The sequence below is a fragment of the Serratia sp. BW106 genome, from assembly GCF_002607755.1.
In the GTDB taxonomy this organism is placed as follows: Bacteria; Pseudomonadota; Gammaproteobacteria; order Enterobacterales; family Enterobacteriaceae; genus Serratia; species Serratia proteamaculans.
Genome location: NZ_MCGS01000045.1, coordinates 45,632 through 64,362, shown reverse-complemented (window position 1 = coordinate 64,362; position 18,731 = coordinate 45,632). Strand labels below are relative to the sequence as shown.

The following is an 18,731-nucleotide window of genomic DNA, read 5'->3' as shown; positions in this document are numbered from 1 at the left end:
TGCCGGAGGATATTTATTTGGTTGGCGTTTAGGCTTCGCGCTGGCGGATAACGCCTTCCTGTACCGTGGTGGCAACCAGTACGCCTTCACGGGTATAGAATTGGCCGCGTACAAATCCACGGGCACCGGAAGCGGAAGTGCTTTCCACCACGTACAACAGCCAGTCATCCATGCGGAATGGGCGGTGGAACCACATTGAGTGATCGATGGTGGCTACTTGCATGCCGGGCTCCAGGAAACCGACGCCGTGGGGTTGCAACGCCGTCGGCAGGAAGTTGAAATCAGACGCATAACCCAGCAAATATTGATGGATGCGCAGATCGTCCGGCATGGTACCGTTGGCGCGGAACCACACGTAGCGGTGCGGATCTTCCACACTGCCTTTCAGCGGATTGTGGAATTTGACCGGACGCATCTCAATCGGCTTCTGGCCGATAAACTTCTCACGTACTTTGTCCGGCAGCATATGCGACAGCTTCTGGGCAATGTCTGACTCAGACATCAGACCTTCTGGCGGTGGCACGTCCGGCATGGTGTTCTGATGTTCAAAACCTTCTTCCGGGCTTTGGAAGGACGCGGTCATATAGAAAATGGGTTTGCCGTGCTGAATGGCACTGACGCGTCGGGCACTAAAGCTGTTGCCGTCACGCAGGATTTCCACGTCATAAACAATCGGCTTGCTGCTGTCACCCGGACGCAGAAAATAGCTGTGGAACGAGTGAACGCTGCGCTCCGCCGGTACCGATTGTTTGGCGGCATACAGCGCCTGACCCACCACCTGACCACCGAATACCTGGCGTAACCCCAGATCTTCACTTTGCCCGCGGTACAGCCCTTCTTCAATTTTCTCCAGATCCAGCAGATCGAGGAGGTTTTTCAGTGCCTGGCTCATAAAGTTACTACCCTTTTAATAATCATTTTGCGCAGTGTGCGGAATATCACGGCAAGCCGTCAATATATTGCGTTATGGCACAGAGAAAATTGACTGAATGCTGAGCGTTATTAGAGGGGTAAGTGATTAATAGGCAGGACTAAATGGATTTTTCAGTGTTTTGTGCTAAGTTTAATAGGTGCGGTGGTGAAAGCCACCAACGTGTTGATAATAAAAAAGGAGACCGATCCATGAAACTCTGGCAAATCGTAGGTGGAGCAGCAGCGTTAACCGTTACCCTGGCGGGTTGTGCCCAAAAGAGTGCGGACGTGCCTGTTCCGACAGCGGGAAACCCGGCGATTGCGCAAACGCAGATTCAGGGCCCGGCGGTGACTGGTTCGGTTAACATTCGCCAGCGCATTGCGCTGCCACCGGATGCGGTACTGACCGTCACGCTCTCTGATGCCTCGTTGGCGGATGCTCCGTCTAAAGTGATCGCCCAGCGTGCGGTTCGCACCGAGGGCAAGCAGGCGCCGTTTAATTTTGTCCTGCCGTACAATCCGGCCGATATTCAGCCTAATGCACGCATTATCCTGAGTGCGGCAATTACGGTAAATGGTCAGATGACCTTTATTACCGACACTATCCAGGAAGTGGTGAACCGTAACGGCACCCGTGCCGATCTGGTGATGGTTCCGGTGCAGGGCGTTGCCGTTCAGGCCGCCCCGGCGACCATGCCTTAAGCCGGTAACCCTTAAGCAGTAAACCCTTAACAGCCTTTGCGCTCCGGCCAAAGGCTGTTTTGTTGTTACCAGCGCCAACCATAAACCAACAGGTCAACCGTGCTGTGCGTACCGAAGATAATCCCTTCTTCAAGCAATGCCTGCCGCTGGCGTTGGAAGTCCTCCCCCTGCTGCGAAATTTGTCCGTGCCGGTTAATCACCCGATGCCAGGGCAGGCTGCTGCCTTCCGGCAGGCGCCTTAATACGCCACCGACCTGACGCGCGGCGCGCGGTGAACCGGCCAGTTTCGCTATTTCGCCATAGGTCGTGACCTTGCCATAGGGAATGGCGGCCACCACGTGGAACACGCGCTGGCTGAATGAGGCGTCTTCTGGTTCCATTTCTGTTTTCCTGCTGCAGCAAAAACCAATAAGGGAAGTGTGCCACAGCCAAGGTGGGTAAGAAAACAGCGGTTGGCCCCGGTTGGCTTGCTATTTGGTTGGCCATCACCGATACTAGCCACCGCTTCGCAGTCATGTGAAGCCGTCAATGGGGGCCCTGTTGGTTCTCCCGCAACACTAACTTGTGAACTCGGTCAGATCCGGAAGGAAGCAGCCGCAGCAGGTGACGTGTGTGCCGGGATGTAGCTGGCAGGGCCTCCACCAATTTCAGTCACTGAGCAATCTCGGCTCGTCCCCCCCAAAACATTTGCTATCCCTCGATAAAACTAAATCCTTAAATTACCCACTGCAGGCTAAAAGCAAAGCGCAAGGGCAGCATGCCGGCGAATTTCATGATGCCAGAAAGAGACGATGGGCTGTCGGAGGGTTTTAAATGTGGCAGGGCGACAGGGCAATATGCGAACCGTTGGTATTGGCCGGATTTACCCTGCGACGTAGAAAGCCGCAGGGTATTGGGGTTACGGAGTCACAATATTGAACCAGAATTCAAAGTTATCCATATAGCCTAACATTTCGTCCATTTTTGCAGCGTTACCCGTCACCTTCACTTCTCCCTTATCCTCCGCCTGTTTTAGCGTTTCTTCCTTGAGGATAATTTTATTCAAGGTGTCGCGGTTAAGCGTGAGAGTGGCATCGGCATCTTTAGCTTCGGCATTGGCGGTGTGGTTGAGTACTCCATTTTCCAGTTCCAGCTTGTACTTGCCGCCATCGCTGCCCAGATCAATGTTAAACACGGCTTTGGCCTTGCCTGCTTTTTCACCGTTGATATGTACAGCCAGGAAGTCAAAGAACATCTCAGGCGTCATCGCCCGCACGGTATCTGGGCTGGCGGTATTCGGGGTTGGCCCTTTCACCACGCCGTTACGTAGCTCCTGAGCACCGGTGAGATAGAAATTACGCCATGGGCCAGATTCAGCCTGATAGCCCAGTTGTTCCAGCGCATCAGCCTCAAGATTGCGTGCATCCTGATTGTTCGGATCGGCAAAGACTATTTTGCTGACGACCTGAGCAACCCAACGGTAATTGCCCTGATCAAAGTCGGTTTTGGCTTTATTGAGGATCGCATCGGCACCGCCCATGTAATCGACAAATTTCTTCGCGGCCTCTTCCGGCGGCAGTTCATCCAGCGTGGCCGGATTGCCGTCAAACCAGCCGAGATAGAGCACATAAGTTGCTTTGACATCATGACTTACAGAACCGTAATAACCTCGGTTGGCCCAGGTTTTCGCCAGGCTGTCCGGCAGTTTGAACTTCGCCGCTATTTCATCACGGGTCAGGCCTTCATTCGCCATTCTCAGAGTCTGGTCGTTAATATAGCGGTAAAGATCACGCTGGCTCTTGAGAAGGTTAACGACGTTTTCGTTGCCCTAGGTTGGCCAGTGGTGCTGAGCCATAATGATTTCCGCTTTGTCGCCCCAGCGAACTATCGCTTCGTTGATATATTTTGACCAAGGGAGCGGCTCACGAATTTTTGCGCCACGCAGGGAATAAGTATTATGCAGCGTATGGGTCACATCTTCTGCCGCTTCGATGAGTTTCTTCTCTTCGATAAACCACAGCATTTCTGATGGTGCTTCAGAGCCTGGCGCCAGCATGAAATCATAAGTAAGGCCGTCGATGACCTCTTTTTGACCATCTTTCTCAATGATGTTGGTTGGGGCAATCAGGGTGACGGTACCTGCCGACGTGGTGGTACCCAGGCCTGCACCAACCTGACCTTTGGTTTCTGGTTTCAACAGGTTGCCGTACATGTAGCTGGCGCGGCGACTCATGACGTTACCCGCCATGATATTTTCTGCCACGGCCGCTTCCATAAAGCCGGCGGGCGCATAAACTTTCACTTTACCCGACTTTACATCAGCTTCATCGACCACACCTCGTACGCCACCGTAGTGGTCAACGTGGCTATGAGTGTAGATAACAGCGACAACCGGTTTTTTCCCTCGGTTTTTAAAATAGAGATCCATGCCCACTTTGGCGGTTTCGGCTGAAACCAGAGGGTCAACCACAGTCACACCCTCTTTGCCCTCAATGATGGTCATGTTGGACAGATCCAGGTTACGGATCTGGTAAACACCATCTGTGACCTCAAACAGGCCGCTGATGTTAATCAACTGCGACTGACGCCACAGGCTCGGGTTTACGGTATCCGGCGTTTTTTCGCCTTCCTTGATGAAGGAATACTGCTGTGGGTTCCAAATGACATTACCTTGCTCACCTTTGATAATTTCGGTTGGCAAGGCAGCTATGAAACCTTTATGTGCGTTGGCAAAATCGGTGTTATCTGAGAAGGGGAGCTGATCGTACAGTGCATCATTGGCTTGTTTGGTTGCGGGGGCCGCTTCTTTCGGTGCAACCTCTGCCCAGGATGGAATTGCGAAGGTAGTTAGCACTCCCGCTAACGCTAACCCTCTCATGATGGGTGTTAATTTCATTGGAATCCTCGCTGGATTTTAGATGGCGAAGTTAGGTAGCTTTTACTTCCGTTGTAACGAGTTGTAACTCAAATACTAAATGTAATAGAAGATTGGTATTGAGCAAGTTTAAATAAAAAATATTAAATCACCGGAATCAGACTAAATAGAAATTATCCGAAGTCGATATTGTTAATATAAAACAGCAATCACATCCATTTTTTTGACGGTTAAATAGTGGGCTTCAGACGTTGGCGGTGTGTTTATATATTTGTTTTTATTGATTTTTTAATTAAGTAATGGTGGCGGTGTTTTCTGGGTGATATTTATGAAAAAGTTTATACTTTGTGGTTGGATAATTTAAAATAGCGGAGAGTAAATCATAGCAGAGGATTTGGTGAGTGGAGGTTTTATCGTGAAATATTGTGATTTGTGTTTGTTATCGAATGACTGAAGTGTTGCGCCGACATGTTATCAGCGCAACACTTGCAGATTAATGCCTTACCAGGGTGGCGAAATAGTATGCCAGTGGGATCGCCAGAAAATAGAGGCCGACCGGCACTTCACGCCATTTGCCAGCAATCACTTTGATAATGATGTAGAACAGCAGCCCGCCGGCGATGCCGGTACCGAAGCTGTTGGCGATCAGCGTGATCATGACCATCATCAGCACCGGCAGGCCGTCGGTGAAGTTGGCTAAATCAACTTTGCGCAGTCCGCTAAACATATTCAGGCCGATCAGGATCAGCGCCGGGGCAGTGGCTTCTTTCGGGATCATCAGGGCAATCGGTGTGAACAGCAGCATCAGTAAAAACATTACCGCGGCCGCCAATGCGGTTAACCCGGTTTTACCTCCGGCTTCGGCCGCCGCAGAGGATTCGATCAGCGCGGTGGCGGCAGGAATACCGACTATAGGGCCCAGCGCAGCAGCGATAGAGTCCACCATAAAGGGGCGGTTGATGTGTGGCATATTGCCGTGTTCGTCCAGCAGCCCGGCTTCACCACCCACGGCCAGCGTAGTGCCCATGGTGGAGAAAAACTCCGAGGCGAAAAAGACGAACAAATAAGGCAGAAAGGCGATATTCAGTGCACCGATCAGATCAACATGGCCGAGCACCGGGGCCAATGAATGCGGCATTGCCATCAGGCTGTCCGGCAGGTGGGTAACGCCGAACGGGATACCCACCAGAGTCGCAAACAGGATCGCCCATAAAATAGCGCCGGGAATGCGTCGGGCTTGCAAGGCAATCGCCAAAAACAGGCCGCACAGGGCGATCAACGCACCGGGTGCGGTGAAATCACCCAGCATCAATGCATTGGATTTAGCGTTGGCCAGCACCAGTCCGGCATTGCGGAAACCCAGTATTGCTACAAACAGCCCGATAGAGGCCGTCAGCCCCAGCTTGATCGATTGCGGCACCGAGCGGGTCACCACCTCGCGCAGCCCGAGCCGGGTCAGGGCGAAAAACAAAATGCCGGACCAGCAGGCGATGCCCAGACCAATCTGCCAACTGATGCCTTCGCTGCCCGCCAACGTGACGCCGACCAGCACCGAACCACCAATACCCGGCCCGACGATAAACGGCAGGTTGCCGTAAAACGCCATCAGCAAGGTCCCCAGCACAAACACCAGAATGGTACCGGTAGTGGCTGCGCCCTTATCCATACCGCCGACAGCCAGCAATCCGGGGATCACCACCAGCAGGTAGGCCGCCGCCAGAAAACCGGTGATACCGGCCAGACATTCGGTTTTGACATTACTTTGCCGCGCATGCAGTTGAAAACGCCGTTGCAGCCAGCTCCCTGGTGTAGGAACCGACGCTGAATTATCAGCCATATCAATTATCTCCGTCGCTACCCGTCATATTTCAAGCCGCAGCGTTGTTGGCGGCACTCACTCACCCCAGTAACTTACTTGAGTAAGCGCCTGGGGATGAGTGAGCTGGCCTGCCTAGCCGCAACGTGAAATCCATTGGGTATATATTGTTATTATGATTATTTTTATACCGGGGTTTCCCAGCAGGCGATCAGCGGATCGACAATCTGGCGCGTTGTGCCGTCGGTCAGGCCGAGATCGGTCAGGTGCGGCCCGGCGTTGCACGCCAGGCAGGTGCCTTCAATGGCCTTGAAAACCCGGTAGGGCGGTTCCCAGTCGGCGATTCGTGCGCTCAGATCGCGCAGGTTTTTAAACTGTCGTGCCAGTTCGGCGGCGGGCAGGTCGGAAAGCATACCGGCTATTGGCATTGCCACCTGCGCCAGGATGGCCCCGTTTTGGCTTAAAGCCATACCTCCGCCACTGGCAATCAGGGCGTTGGCGGCCAGCGCCATGTCTGCGGCATCCCGGCCTAACACCACCAGGTTGTGCGAGTCATGTGAGTAGCTGGTAGCGATAGCGCCCCGGAGTTCACCCCAACCTTCCAGTAGCGCCAGTTGTGGTGTGGCCTGGTGACGGCCATGACGGTGTTGCACCCAGATCAGGCTGAAGCCTGGCGGGATCTGCACTTCGCCATTACGCACCTCGACCGTAGTCTCGTTCCACTGGGTAAAGCGTGCGCCCTTAATGTGGCGCAGAGTGGCTTTGCCGTGGCAGATAGCCGGCACCTTCAATACGAAATCCCCGGCGACCAGGGGTTGCAACTGCAGGGTATCGCGCGGAGCCGTCACGTTCGGGTTAGCGCTGAGCGGTGCCAGCATTTTGCCTTGCTGTGCCACCAGTTTCCCGGCGACGTAGACCTGCTGTGCATTAAGTTGAGTCAGCGAATCAAACACCACCAGATCGGCGATGCGACCTGCGGCAATCAGCCCAAGATCGTTGCGTTGCAAGCGGATGGCGGCATTGAGCGTGGCCATGCGCAGCACGTCAGTCGCCGGCAGCCCCTGTTCGATCAGCATATTGAGTAACGCCACAATCCCGCCTTTTTCCAGCAGCATGTCTGGGGGGACATCGTCGGTGCAGACGGTGATTTGTGATGACAGGTGCGGCAGTGTTTTCAGTGCTGCGACGATTTCCGGCAGCAGGTAAGGGTGGGAACCTCTGATCTCCAGCGTCAGACCGGCGCGTAATTTCTCCAGCGCATCGGCTCCGGAGGTCAGTTCATGGTCAGAGGTGACTCCCGCCGCCAGATAAGCCTGCAGATCGGCACCGCTCAGGCCGCGTGCGTGGCCTTCGATCAACTTGCCGCTGTTCAGCCCGGCATTGAGGATCTCCAGCATGCGTTCGCTGCCGTTCAACACGCCGTGCATGTCCATTACCTCGGCGACGCCGCCGACTTCCGGCCAGGCCAACATGGTTTCCATTTCCTGACCGGCAAAATCGGCACCGGACATTTCCAGTCCCGGCGTGGAGGGGACGCTCGAGGGCGCGGCACAGATCACTCTGAGTGGCAAGCCACGGCTGGCGTCTACCGCATAGCGCACGCCGGCTACGCCGAGTACGTTGGCCAGTTCGTGCGGATCCCAGAAAATGGTGGTGGTGCCTTGAGCGACGACGATCTCGGCATAGCGTTCCGGTGGCAGGTGTGAACTTTCAACATGGACGTGGGTGTCGATCAGTCCGGGGCTCAGATAGGCACCGGCCAGGTCCTGCGTCTGCAGGGCTTCGTTCAGGGCACCACAGGGATGAACGCTGGCGATCAGTGCACCAACGATGCCGACATCGGCGCTCCGGACTTCACCGGTTGCCATGTCAATCAACGCGGCGTTAGTCAGCAGCAAATCAAAAGGAAGTTGGCCCAGTGCGGCCTTCACCGCACGCTGGCGTTCGCCCGTGCTGATGCAATGAGTGGTCATGGTAATTACCCGGCATGATGACAGGGTTGTTACTCTAGGGGCCCCGGCAGGCTTTGCACAGATGATTTAATTTATCGCCTGATAAGAAACGTTTATGCTGTCGCAAACGTTTACTTTTTAGCGGACGGAAAGCTGATATGTCTGAACCCTGGCGCCGATTGCCGGCGCTTTCTCTTAAGCAGATCCAATATTTCGTCACTCTGGCGCAGCTTCGGCATTTTACCGACACCGCGAACCGTCTGGCGATCAGTCAACCCGCGTTGAGTAGCGCATTGCGGCAGATAGAGTCGGTGCTGGGTGGCAAACTGGTGAACCGTACCGCCTCTGCGGTGACGCTGACGGAGCAGGGCGCCGCTATCTTGCCGCATGCTGAACGGCTGCTGAATGTGGCACAGGTGGCTTTTGACGATATGCAACGTATTATGCTGGCGGGCGGAGACGGCACTTTGCGTATCGGGCTGGTGCCTTCGGTCAGCGGGCTGTTATTTCCTGCCGTGCCGCAATTGCTGGCGGCGAATTTTCCGCGCTTGCGCATAGAATTTCACGATCAAACCAATGACTCGTTGTTATTACAATTAGAGAACGGCCTGATTGATTTTGGCATTGGTGCGCTCGACAGTTCGGTACCGGAGTCACTGGAAATATATCCGCTGCAAGAGGACCCGTTCGTGGTAGTGATGCGCCGTGACGATCCGATGGCTGAATCTCACCATCTGCCATGGCGACAATTAACCCGGAGAGATATCGCGGTTTTTTCCAAGGGGAATATCAGTCGGTTGGTATTGGCATTGGCGGAAAGTCATCGTCTGAATTTAACCGCACGCTACCAGGTTGATTTTCTGGAGACGTTATATGGTTTGGTGCGTTCGAAATTAGCGGTGGCTATTTTACCGCAACTTTATACTACCCATTTGAATGATGATGAATTAACCGTGGTTCAACTGCAGCAACCCATGCTTAGCCGCACCGTGGCGTTAATGCGCAGCGCGCATCGGAACCATCCGGCGTTAATTGAAGATTGTTTCCAATTGCTATTGCAGGATTTTCAGCAGCGAATGAAAGTGTAGTAAGTCAATGAGATAAATACGGGGGCAGGATAAACATTGAGGCCGACGAATGTATCGGCTCAACGCAGTTTAGTCGGAATTATCTTACGAATTTCCAAACGGCCGTTGGGATTTTATCGTACAGCTTATTCATGGTGAGCTCGGCAAGGCGGTGGTCGGCTGCAGAGTAAAACAGCTCCAGCTCGTCATCTGAAAGCTCGTACTTGTTTTTTTCAATAACGCGTTCCAGTGTCTCAATTGTGGTGCATTTACGTAAACGCATCAGATAATCAATTTTAGTCATGATAGCCTTTGGTGTTATAAACCGTAGAATGGAATAAATTGGGGATAATTATCCCCTAAGTTTTCATTGTCGTACAGATGTCCTCTCCTGAGAACATTCTGAATAATCGCGCCTTGGTCTTTTGCCAGCGACGCAGATCGGAATCATTGATACCGTAACTGCTGAACAGCGTGTAGGTATCATCGAGATACTCTCCGACCAGTTCCGATAAATCACTTTCGTCCATGTATTTAATTTTATAACTCATCACAAACGAAGCAATATGTTCTATCAACTCATTAAGCTGGAGGTTGACGGAAGACGTCGGATCGTTCACCCAGCCGTGGTGGCTGTCGCCCAGCGTGGCAATGCCTTCATCATACAGGTTTTCACACAAGAATTTCAGCTGAGCAATATCGTGCCTTTTAGGCGAATACTCATCCATATCATCCCCTCCGTAAGTCTTAATTTCGGTGTTGATAACACTCTGTGAGTAAGCTGATTTACATCATGGCCAGAGGTAGCTTAATGATGATGATAAAATAAACTTTCTGTATAATGAATATAAATCATTTCTCCGCATCTGGCCTGCTGTTATTACGTAAACTTACAATTCATCTGCGGTAGATGGACGGGAGTTATCAATGATGTCAAAGATGAGCCCTGCTTCGGCCAGGCTAAATGTGACACTATCGCTGATGTATTCCTCGGCGCTGATATCCAGACAGGCATTGAAAATTGTCCATTTATAGCGGTAACTCATTGAATAATGGCCGTTGCTCATTTCTTGAATATCAAGTATTTCTAATGAACCTTCAGCATAACGCGCGCTTTCAGAATAAAAACTCAGGCCACTGGTCAATGCCGGTGCCAACTCTGATATTTTTTCGTTAATCACTTTCTTTAGTTTTTTAACAGAAAGTGCTTCCGTCATTGTGTCGCAGCGAAGAGTTACTTGCATTTAATGCCTGACCATATCGCGATCCTATCTATTAATCTTACTCCTTTTTTATCCATTCGTCGGTAAACTTTTCGTTTGTTACCGGCTTTTTTACCCTATCTCAACGTTGTTTACTGATTAATAACCCTGATATTTCTCAGTCTATCTCCAACGGGGTAGTGCCAGCGTTCTGAAGCCGGGGAATAGTCAGTGAAGCATGACGTGCATTGTTACGTTCAGTTGCATTAATCGTTGGGGCAGAGGCTTGAGTCATTGAAGTGTTTGTGATGTTATATTATAACATTTAAATCTCCTTTCGTTTGGCCATGAAACTGACACCGACACCTCAAGATGACGCTGTACCGTCATTAAACTCATTGTTCACCGCCTCTGCAGGGTTGCGCTGCGGTATCGCCGTGATGCTACTGGTCCTACTCTGGCTGGGCATTCACTGGGCGGTAGCACTGCCATGATCACTCTGCAGCAGGCCGTCCTGGGCTACGGCGGGGAGCCCCTTTTTCCCCCACTCAACGGTCACTTTGCCGCGGGTTCTCTGACGGCGGTGGTCGGCGTGAATGGTGCGGGCAAGTCCACGTTGTTGAAAGCTTTGGCCGGACTTTTACCGCTGCAAAGTGGCAAGCTGTCTTTCAGCGGTAATAAACCGCCCCGAATGGCTTATTTACCGCAGCAGGCCGAGTTGGATCGCCAGTTCCCGATCGTGGTGAGCGATCTGGTAGCGATGGGCAGTTGGCTGCAGATGGGGATGTTCGGTGGACTGAGCAAGCGCGCAGCGCAGCAGATTGCCGAGGCGTTGGCTGCCGTCGGTATGACCTCAATGGCCCACAGTCCGGTCGGTGAGCTTTCCGGCGGCCAACTGCAACGGGTGCTGTTTGCCCGCCTGCTGGTCCAGCAGGCACCGCTGATTTTATTGGATGAACCCTTTACCGGCATCGACAGCGCGACCACCCAGTTATTGTTGCAAGTGATCGCTCAGTTGCATAAACAGGGGAAGACGGTGATTGCTGTGCTCCATGACATGTCGATGGTAGAGAGGCATTTTCCGCAGGCCTTGTTATTGACGCCGCAGTGCTGCCACTGGGGAGCCGCCGATCGGGTGCTGGACCACATTCCCGCGTTGAATATTGCCAACCCGCCGCTGTGCCGTAGGGAGGTGGCGCAATGATGCTGCTTGAGCCCCTCATCGATCCCTTTGCCTCTTTCGGTTTCATGCGCCGTGCGCTGGTTGCCTGTTTTGCACTGTCGCTCAGTGCTGCGCCGCTGGGGGTTTTTCTGTTGTTACGCCGCATGAGCCTGGTGGGTGATGCGCTGTCCCATGCGGTGCTGCCTGGTGCCGCGATAGGCTATCTGATCTCCGGCATGTCGATGGTGGCAATGGGCGTCGGCGGCTTTATCGCCGGGCTGGCGGTAGCGATGTTATCTGGGCTGGTCAGTCGCCGGACGCCGCTGAAAGAAGACGCCAGTTTCGCCGGTTTTTATCTGGGTTCGCTGGCGCTGGGAGTGACCCTGGTTTCGCTGCGCGGTTCCAGCGTTGATTTGCTGCATGTGTTGTTTGGCTCGATTCTGGCGGTGGATACACACGCCATTGTGATGGTGGGGGCGATAACCAGTTTTTCTCTCCTGGCGTTGGCCGCACTGTACCGTGCCCTGGTGATTGAATCTTTCGACGCCATTTTTTTACGTGTCGGTGCGCCGCGCTGGCTGGCGGTAATACACGGGTTGTTTCTGGCGTTGGTGGTAATCAATCTGGTCGCCGGTTTTCAAATTCTCGGCACCCTGATGTCGGTCGGGCTGATGATGCTGCCGGCCGCCAGCGCACGTTTCTGGGCGCGTAATCTGCCGCAAACGCTGGCGGTGGCTATGGGCATCGGCATGCTGTCCAGCCTGATCGGGCTGGAGTGGTCGTACTACGCTTCGTTGCCCGCCGGCCCGGCAATTGTGCTCAGCGCGAGCGTGATCTTCTTTGTATCAATTTTGTTTGGGACGCGTGGGGGGATTTATTCCCTGGCGCGCCGTTGAGAAGTGCTATATGCAAGGAGAAAGTATGAAACGTTTACCTTTATCGCTGGCGGTCGCTGCTCTGCTGTCCAGCCCATTGGCCATGGCCAAGACCGTGGATGCCGTCGCCAGTTTTTCCATCCTCGGCGATATCGTCAAGCAGGTGGGGGGAGAACATGTCAATGTCTCTACGCTGGTAGGGCCGGATGGCGATCCCCACAGCTTCGAGCCTTCACCGAAAGACAGTAAGTTGTTGTCGCAGGCTGATGTGGTGTTCGTTAGCGGCCTGGGGCTGGAAGGATGGATCGATCGCCTGGTCAGTGCGTCGGGTTACAAAGGGCCGGTTATTACCGCTTCGCAAGGGGTTAACTCGCGTCAGATGAACGACGACGGCAAAGAAATCACCGATCCCCATGCCTGGAATAGCATGAAGAATGGCGTGCAGTACGCCACCAACGTGATGAACGCGCTGATTGTCGCCGACCCTGAAGATGCCAACTATTTCCGCCAGCGGGGTGCCGAGTATATCCAGCAGCTGCAGAAGTTGGATCTGTGGGCCAAAACGCAGTTTGCCGCAGTGCCACAGCAAAAACGTAAGGTGCTGACCAGCCACGATGCTTTTGGCTACTTTGGACAAGAATATGGCGTCACCTTCCTTTCCCCGGTCGGCTTCTCTACCGAGGCTGAGGCGAGTGCCAGCGACGTGGCTGGGCTGATCAAACAGATCAAGCAGGAGAAGGTTAATGCTTACTTTATTGAGAACCAAACCGATCCGCGCCTGGTGAAGCAAATTGCCGCGGCTACCGGTGCTAAAGCCGGCGGTGAACTGTACCCAGAGGCGTTGTCCAAACCGCAAGGACCGGCGGCCAGCTATGTGCAGGCATTCAAACACAATGTCGATACCTTGCTGGGTAGCATGAAGTAAACCGTAGCGGCCCTGTCATCATGATGGGGCCACTGTGGGCGTTTCAGTTTCTCCATAAAAAAAGCCCCGTTGAGCAGCAACGGGGCTTTGCGACAGACAGATGGCAATGCTCTTTACTTAACGCTTTTTCTTACGTCCCTGTACCGCTTTGAAGCGTGGGTTAGCTTTACAGATCACATAGATACGGCCTTTACGGCGCACGATCTTGCAATCCGGATGGCGTTTCTTCGCCGAACGCAATGAACTCAAAACCTGCATGTAGATCCCCTGTTACTTATTGCCAGTAAAGAAGCGACCAAAACGCTGCTGGAAGCGCGCCGTGCTGCCTTCTTTTGAGAAATCTTTCTGCTTGCCGGTGTAATACGGATGCGAAGCGGAAGAGATGTCGAGCGTGACATACGGCCAGTTCTCACCTTCAAGCTCAATGGTGCGATCGGTCTTAATGGTCGATCCCACTTTAAAGTAGGTATCGGCACTCAGATCGTGGAACACCACGGTACGGTAGTCAGGATGGATGCCTGCTTTCATGATGCACTCCAATGTAATGTTATACTATAACAATAATTATGCGCCGCACGGCAGGGCGGATCAAGTACAAAATGCATCTGCAGAGGAATTAATGAGAGTGGTTTGTATTAAGCCGCTGAAGCCAAAGAAAAAGGCCGCATAAGCGGCCTAAGATTACTGACGAAGTTACTTGGGGTTAAAGCAACGACTTGATAGCTGCCAGAACCAAAGGATGCTGTCTCTGGTTTAGCCCAAACATCCGAAAACCACGTTTTTCGGGTGTTTGTCGATAAGTTAAAGGCCGCATAAGCGGCCTTTGTATTCAGGGAGAAGCAGTCACTGAGTTATCAGTGATGATCAACCGGATGGCTGTGTTCTACATCGTCAGACTTCTTACTGAAGCGGCGGCGAACCACCACAAAGAAGACCGGTACGAAGAAGATGGCCAATACGGTCGCGGTAATCATCCCGCCCATAACGCCGGTACCTACCGCGTTCTGTGCGCCGGAGCCTGCACCGCTGCTGATAACCAGCGGCAGAACCCCGAGGATGAATGCCAGAGAAGTCATCAGAATTGGACGCAGACGCATACGCACCGCTTCCAACGTGGCTTCGATCAGACCCTTGCCTTCTTTATCCATCAGGTCCTTGGCGAATTCCACAATCAATATGGCGTTCTTCGCCGACAGGCCGATGGTGGTCAACAGCCCCACCTGGAAGTAAACGTCGTTGTTAAGGCCGCGCATGGTGGCCGCCAATAACGCACCGATAACCCCCAGTGGCAGAACCAGCATGACCGAGAACGGAATTGACCAGCTCTCGTACAATGCTGCCAGACACAGGAATACCACCAGAATCGAGATGGCATACAGTGCTGGAGCCTGGTTACCGGACAGACGTTCCTGATAGGACATACCGGTCCAGTCGTAACCAATGCCGCTTGGCAGCTTGGAGGCCAGTTCTTCCATCAGGTTCATGGCTTCACCGGTACTCTTGCCTGGCGTTGCCTGGCCCAGAATTTCCATCGAAGGCAGACCGTTATAACGTTCCAGACGTGGTGAGCCGTATTCCCATTTCGCCGAGGCGAAGGAGGAGAACGGAACCATCTGGCCGCTGGTGCCGCGGACAAACCATTTATTGATGTCTTCCGGCAACATACGGAACGGCGCATCAGCCTGCACGTACACTTTCTTCACACGGCCGCGGTCGATGAAGTCGTTAACGTACGAGCCACCCAACGCGGTGCTCAGCGTGCTGTTAATGGTGGTAATGCTAACACCCAGCGCCTTGGCTTTTTCCTGGTCGATAATCAGCTTGAACTGCGGCGTATCTTCCAGACCGTTAGGGCGCATGCCCACCAGCAAGTCCGGATGCTTGGCAGCCATGCCCAGCAACTGGTTACGTGCATCGGTCAGTTTTTCATGCCCCAGGCCACCCTGGTCGATCAGCTGGAAGTCAAAACCGGTCGCGGTACCCAATTCGATAATCGCCGGCAGGTTGAACGGGAATACCATGCCGTCTTTAATCTTCGAGAACGCGCCCATTGCACGGCCTGCGATCGCCGGCACTTTATTCTCTTCGCCTTTACGCTCAGACCAGTCTTTCAGGCTGACGAACGACAGGCCGTTGTTCTGGCCATTACCGTTAAAGCCGAAGCCCGCAACGGTAAACACCGAAACCACGTTGTCTTTTTCTTTGGTCATGAAGTAGTCGGTGACTTCTTCCAGAACCTTAGAGGTACGAGCTTCGGTAGCCCCCGCAGGCAACTGCACCATGGTCAGCAAAATGCCCTGGTCTTCGTCCGGCAGGAACGAGGAAGGCAAGCGCAGGAACAACAGCGCCATGCCGACAACGATCAGCAGGTAGATCACCAGATAACGACCGGTACTGCGCAGAATATTGGCTACGCTGTCGGTGTAGTGGTGGGTGCTCTTTTCGAACATGCGGTTAAACCAACCGAAGAAGCCGGTTTTAACCCCGTGGTCGCCTTTTTTCACTGGTTTGAGCATGGTGGCGCACAGCGCCGGCGTCAGAATCAACGCCACCAGTACCGACAGCGCCATCGCGGAAACGATGGTGATGGAGAACTGACGATAGATGGCACCGGTCGAGCCGCCGAAGAACGCCATCGGTACGAATACCGCTGACAGCACCATGGCAATACCGACCAGCGCACCCTGGATCTGTTCCATCGATTTCTTGGTGGCTTCTTTCGGCGGCAGTCCCTCTTCGGACATCACACGCTCGACGTTTTCCACCACCACGATGGCATCATCCACCAACAAGCCTATCGCCAGCACCATGCCGAACATCGTCAGGGTGTTTATCGAGAAGCCGAAGGCCGCCAGAATGGCAAAGGTCCCCAGCAACACTACCGGCACCGCAATGGTTGGGATCAAGGTTGCGCGGAAGTTCTGCAGGAACAAATACATCACCAGGAATACCAGGATGATGGCTTCGATCAGCGTTTTCACCACTTCGTTAATCGAGATCTTAACGAACGGGGTGGTGTCGTACGGATAAACCACTTTCATCCCTTGCGGGAAGAATGGTTGCATCTTGGTCAGCGCGTCTTTAACCCCTTGCGCGGTGTTCAGGGCGTTGGCGCCGGTCGCCAGTTTGATACCCAGACCCGCTGCCGGTTTACCGTTATAACGTGCGGTTACCGCATAGCTTTCAGCACCGCGCTCAATATGAGCCACGTCGCTCAGGCGAACCTGAGAACCGTCCGCATTCACCTTCAGCAGGATCTTGCCGAACTCTTCAGGCGAGGTCAGACGGGTCTGCGCGATGATTGAGGCGTTAAGTTGCTGACCCGGTACCGGTGGCATCCCACCCAATTGCCCTGCGGCGATCTGGTTGTTCTGCTCGGTGATGGCGGACGTCACGTCCGTCGTGGTCAACTGGAAATTATTCAGCTTGTTCGGATCCAGCCAGACACGCATTGCGTACTGGGCACCAAACAGTTGCACCTCACCCACACCGGATGAACGGCTGATCGGGTCCTTGATGTTGGAGGCCACATAGTCCGCGATATCGTCCTGAGTCATGCTCGGGTCATCGGAAATGAAGCCGGCCACCATAAGGAAGCTGCTGCTGGACTTTTCAACTTTCAGGCCCTGTTGCTGCACTTCTTGCGGCAGTAACGGCGTAGCCAATGACAGTTTGTTCTGGACCTGAACCTGAGCGATGTCTGGGTCAGTGCCGGAGTTAAAGGTCAGTGTAATGGTGACGCTACCAGAGGAGTCACTGGTGGAGGACATGTACATCAGATTATCGATACCGTTCATGTTCTGTTCGATAATCTGAGTGACGGTATCCTGCACCGTTTTAGCATCTGCGCCCGGATAGTTTGCGGAAATACTTACCGCCGGTGGTGCAATAGTTGGATACTGCGCAATCGGCAGTTTCATTATTGACAGCACACCCGCCAACATGACGATGATGGCGATTACCCAGGCGAAAATAGGGCGATCTATAAAGAACTTAGCCATGTCTTACCGGCTCCTTTTTATGACTTCTGCGCTTCAGACTGCGGCTGCTTTTGCGCCTGAGTGTCAACTTCCTGCACTTTTACCTGAGCGCCTGGGTGGGCTTTCATCAGGCCGGTGACAATCACGCGGTCGCCGGTTTTCAAGCCGTCGGTAACCAGCCATTTGTCGCCAATAGCCAGATCCGCTTTCAGCGTGCGCAATTCGACTTTGTCGTCAGCACCCACCACCAATGCGGTAGCTTCACCACGCGGGTTACGTGTCACACCCTGTTGCGGCACCAGCAAGGCATCGCTACGCACGCCTTCGTCCAGACGGGCGCGAACGAACATGCCCGGCAACAGCGTATCGTTCGGGTTAGGGAATACCGCACGAATAGTGATGGAACCGGTAGTTTCATCAACGGTGACGTCAGAGAACTCCAGCGTACCTTCCTGAGCGTACTGCGTGCCGTTTTCCAGCAGCAGTGTCACCTTGGCCTTGCCGTTTTCCTGTTTCAGCGCACCGCTGGCCAGTTCTTGTTTCAGGCGCAGGAAATCGTTGCTCGACTGAGTCACGTCGACGTACATCGGATCCAACTGCTGCACGGTGGACAGGGCAGTAGTCTGGCCGTTGGTAACCAGCGCGCCTTCAGTCACGGCAGATTTGCCGATGCGTCCGGAGATCGGTGAAGTCACTTTGGTGTAAGCCAGGTTGATGCGTGCGGTTTCCACTGCGGCTTTAGAGGCCACTACTGCGGCTTCTGCCTGTTGCAGCGTGGAGACAGCAGTATCGTAATCCTGTTTACTGATGTAGCTGGTACCCAGCAATGGTTTGTAGCGGTTTACCGTGACGCGCGCGATCGAGGCACTTGCCTGGGATCTGGCCAGGTCGCCTTTGGCGCTGTCATAGCTTGCCTGATAGGTAGCAGGATCGATCTGATACAGGGAAGACCCTGCCTTGATATCACTGCCTTCAACAAAGTTGCGTTTCAGGATAATACCGCTGACCTGAGGGCGAACTTCGGCGATACGATACGCAGCTGTACGGCCAGGAAGATCGGTAGTCATATTGAGAGGCTCGGCCTTCAACGTCACTACACCCACTTCGGGAGCCGGTGGTTGGGCGCCTTGCTGTTGGGTTTCTTTATCGTTACATCCTGTAAGCATTAAGCTGCCTGAAAGCATCAGAACTGCCGCCAGAGGCGTTAACCCTCTGTTTTTGTTCATAGAAAAACCTCAAGTGTCCGATTTCAAAATGATCAATGGATCACAAGCTTTAAAACCC

16 protein-coding genes, 1 other RNA gene and 1 pseudogene are annotated in these 18,731 nt (G+C 53.5%); 6 read left to right on the top strand and 12 right to left on the bottom strand.

What is annotated here, in order from left to right; genetic code table 11:
- Window positions 1–28: 28 nt before the first annotated feature.
- Window positions 29–892, bottom strand: a complete 864-nt coding sequence (gene tesB, locus BEI65_RS23900) for an acyl-CoA thioesterase II (protein WP_099065380.1) — start codon at window positions 890–892, stop codon at window positions 29–31.
- Between the two features lie 230 nt (window positions 893–1,122).
- On the opposite strand from tesB, the gene BEI65_RS23895 reads away from it, so the two are divergent.
- A complete protein-coding gene (locus tag BEI65_RS23895) occupies window positions 1,123–1,614 on the top strand; it encodes a YbaY family lipoprotein (RefSeq protein ID WP_099065379.1) in 492 nt (163 codons plus the stop codon).
- Between the two features lie 65 nt (window positions 1,615–1,679).
- Here the strand turns inward: BEI65_RS23895 and BEI65_RS23890 are convergent, their stop codons facing one another.
- The gene (locus BEI65_RS23890; protein WP_099065378.1) at window positions 1,680–1,994 is read right to left on the bottom strand and encodes an MGMT family protein; all 315 of its coding nucleotides are present in this window, start codon (window positions 1,992–1,994) and stop codon (window positions 1,680–1,682) included.
- Between the two features lie 158 nt (window positions 1,995–2,152).
- Between BEI65_RS23890 and ffs the strand changes: the two genes are divergently transcribed.
- Window positions 2,153–2,249, top strand: an RNA gene (gene ffs / locus BEI65_RS23885) — signal recognition particle sRNA small type.
- Window positions 2,250–2,512: 263 nt separating this feature from the next.
- On the opposite strand, the pseudogene BEI65_RS23880 reads toward ffs, so the two are convergent.
- From BEI65_RS23880 to BEI65_RS23870, 3 genes and pseudogenes are all read right to left on the bottom strand, one after another.
- Window positions 2,513–4,489: pseudogene (locus BEI65_RS23880) on the bottom strand (alkyl/aryl-sulfatase).
- A gap of 472 nt (window positions 4,490–4,961) precedes the next feature.
- A complete protein-coding gene (locus tag BEI65_RS23875; protein ID WP_099065377.1) occupies window positions 4,962–6,305 on the bottom strand; it encodes an NCS2 family permease in 1,344 nt (447 codons plus the stop codon).
- A gap of 164 nt (window positions 6,306–6,469) precedes the next feature.
- Window positions 6,470–8,257 carry an adenine deaminase gene (locus BEI65_RS23870; RefSeq protein ID WP_099065376.1) on the bottom strand — a complete coding sequence of 596 codons (1,788 nt, stop codon included), beginning with the start codon at window positions 8,255–8,257 and terminating at the stop codon, window positions 6,470–6,472.
- Between the two features lie 137 nt (window positions 8,258–8,394).
- Here BEI65_RS23870 and BEI65_RS23865 point away from each other — a divergent pair, with 137 nt between their 5' ends.
- Window positions 8,395–9,324 (top strand): LysR family transcriptional regulator, encoded by a 930-nt coding sequence (locus BEI65_RS23865; protein ID WP_099065375.1) that lies wholly within the window; start codon window positions 8,395–8,397, stop codon window positions 9,322–9,324.
- A gap of 79 nt (window positions 9,325–9,403) precedes the next feature.
- On the opposite strand, the gene BEI65_RS23860 is transcribed toward BEI65_RS23865, so the two are convergent.
- The 3 genes from BEI65_RS23860 to BEI65_RS23850 all read right to left on the bottom strand — a co-directional run bounded on the left by BEI65_RS23860 (window position 9,404) and on the right by BEI65_RS23850 (window position 10,547).
- Window positions 9,404–9,607 carry an HHA domain-containing protein gene (locus tag BEI65_RS23860; RefSeq protein WP_012005558.1) on the bottom strand — a complete coding sequence of 68 codons (204 nt, stop codon included), beginning with the start codon at window positions 9,605–9,607 and terminating at the stop codon, window positions 9,404–9,406.
- Between the two features lie 55 nt (window positions 9,608–9,662).
- A complete protein-coding gene (gene tomB / locus BEI65_RS23855) occupies window positions 9,663–10,031 on the bottom strand; it encodes an Hha toxicity modulator TomB (RefSeq protein WP_099065374.1) in 369 nt (122 codons plus the stop codon).
- 162 nt (window positions 10,032–10,193) lie between these two features.
- A complete protein-coding gene (locus tag BEI65_RS23850) occupies window positions 10,194–10,547 on the bottom strand; it encodes a hypothetical protein (protein ID WP_232519151.1) in 354 nt (117 codons plus the stop codon).
- Between the two features lie 448 nt (window positions 10,548–10,995).
- Between BEI65_RS23850 and BEI65_RS23845 the strand changes: the two genes are divergently transcribed.
- From BEI65_RS23845 to BEI65_RS23835, 3 genes are read left to right on the top strand one after another with little or no spacing between them, the layout of a single operon-like run.
- Window positions 10,996–11,709: a metal ABC transporter ATP-binding protein gene (locus BEI65_RS23845; protein WP_099065372.1), complete on the top strand. Its 714-nt coding sequence runs from the start codon at window positions 10,996–10,998 to the stop codon at window positions 11,707–11,709.
- Window positions 11,706–12,563 (top strand): metal ABC transporter permease, encoded by an 858-nt coding sequence (locus BEI65_RS23840; protein ID WP_099065371.1) that lies wholly within the window; start codon window positions 11,706–11,708, stop codon window positions 12,561–12,563. Before BEI65_RS23845 ends, BEI65_RS23840 begins: the two co-directional genes overlap by 4 nt.
- Window positions 12,564–12,588: 25 nt before the next feature.
- Window positions 12,589–13,467: a metal ABC transporter substrate-binding protein gene (locus BEI65_RS23835; protein WP_099065370.1), complete on the top strand. Its 879-nt coding sequence runs from the start codon at window positions 12,589–12,591 to the stop codon at window positions 13,465–13,467.
- 117 nt (window positions 13,468–13,584) lie between these two features.
- Here BEI65_RS23835 and ykgO read toward each other — a convergent pair whose 3' ends face one another.
- From ykgO to sdeX, 4 genes are all read right to left on the bottom strand, one after another.
- A complete protein-coding gene (gene ykgO, locus BEI65_RS23830; RefSeq protein WP_085115485.1) occupies window positions 13,585–13,725 on the bottom strand; it encodes a type B 50S ribosomal protein L36 in 141 nt (46 codons plus the stop codon).
- A 12-nt stretch (window positions 13,726–13,737) separates the two neighbouring features.
- Window positions 13,738–13,995 (bottom strand): type B 50S ribosomal protein L31, encoded by a 258-nt coding sequence (locus BEI65_RS23825; protein ID WP_099065369.1) that lies wholly within the window; start codon window positions 13,993–13,995, stop codon window positions 13,738–13,740.
- Between the two features lie 326 nt (window positions 13,996–14,321).
- A complete protein-coding gene (sdeY, locus tag BEI65_RS23820) occupies window positions 14,322–17,468 on the bottom strand; it encodes a multidrug efflux RND transporter permease subunit SdeY (RefSeq protein ID WP_099065368.1) in 3,147 nt (1,048 codons plus the stop codon).
- A gap of 17 nt (window positions 17,469–17,485) precedes the next feature.
- Complete coding sequence (gene sdeX, locus BEI65_RS23815) at window positions 17,486–18,673, bottom strand: multidrug efflux RND transporter periplasmic adaptor subunit SdeX (RefSeq protein WP_099065367.1); 1,188 nt, start codon at window positions 18,671–18,673, stop codon at window positions 17,486–17,488.
- Window positions 18,674–18,731 lie beyond the last annotated feature (58 nt).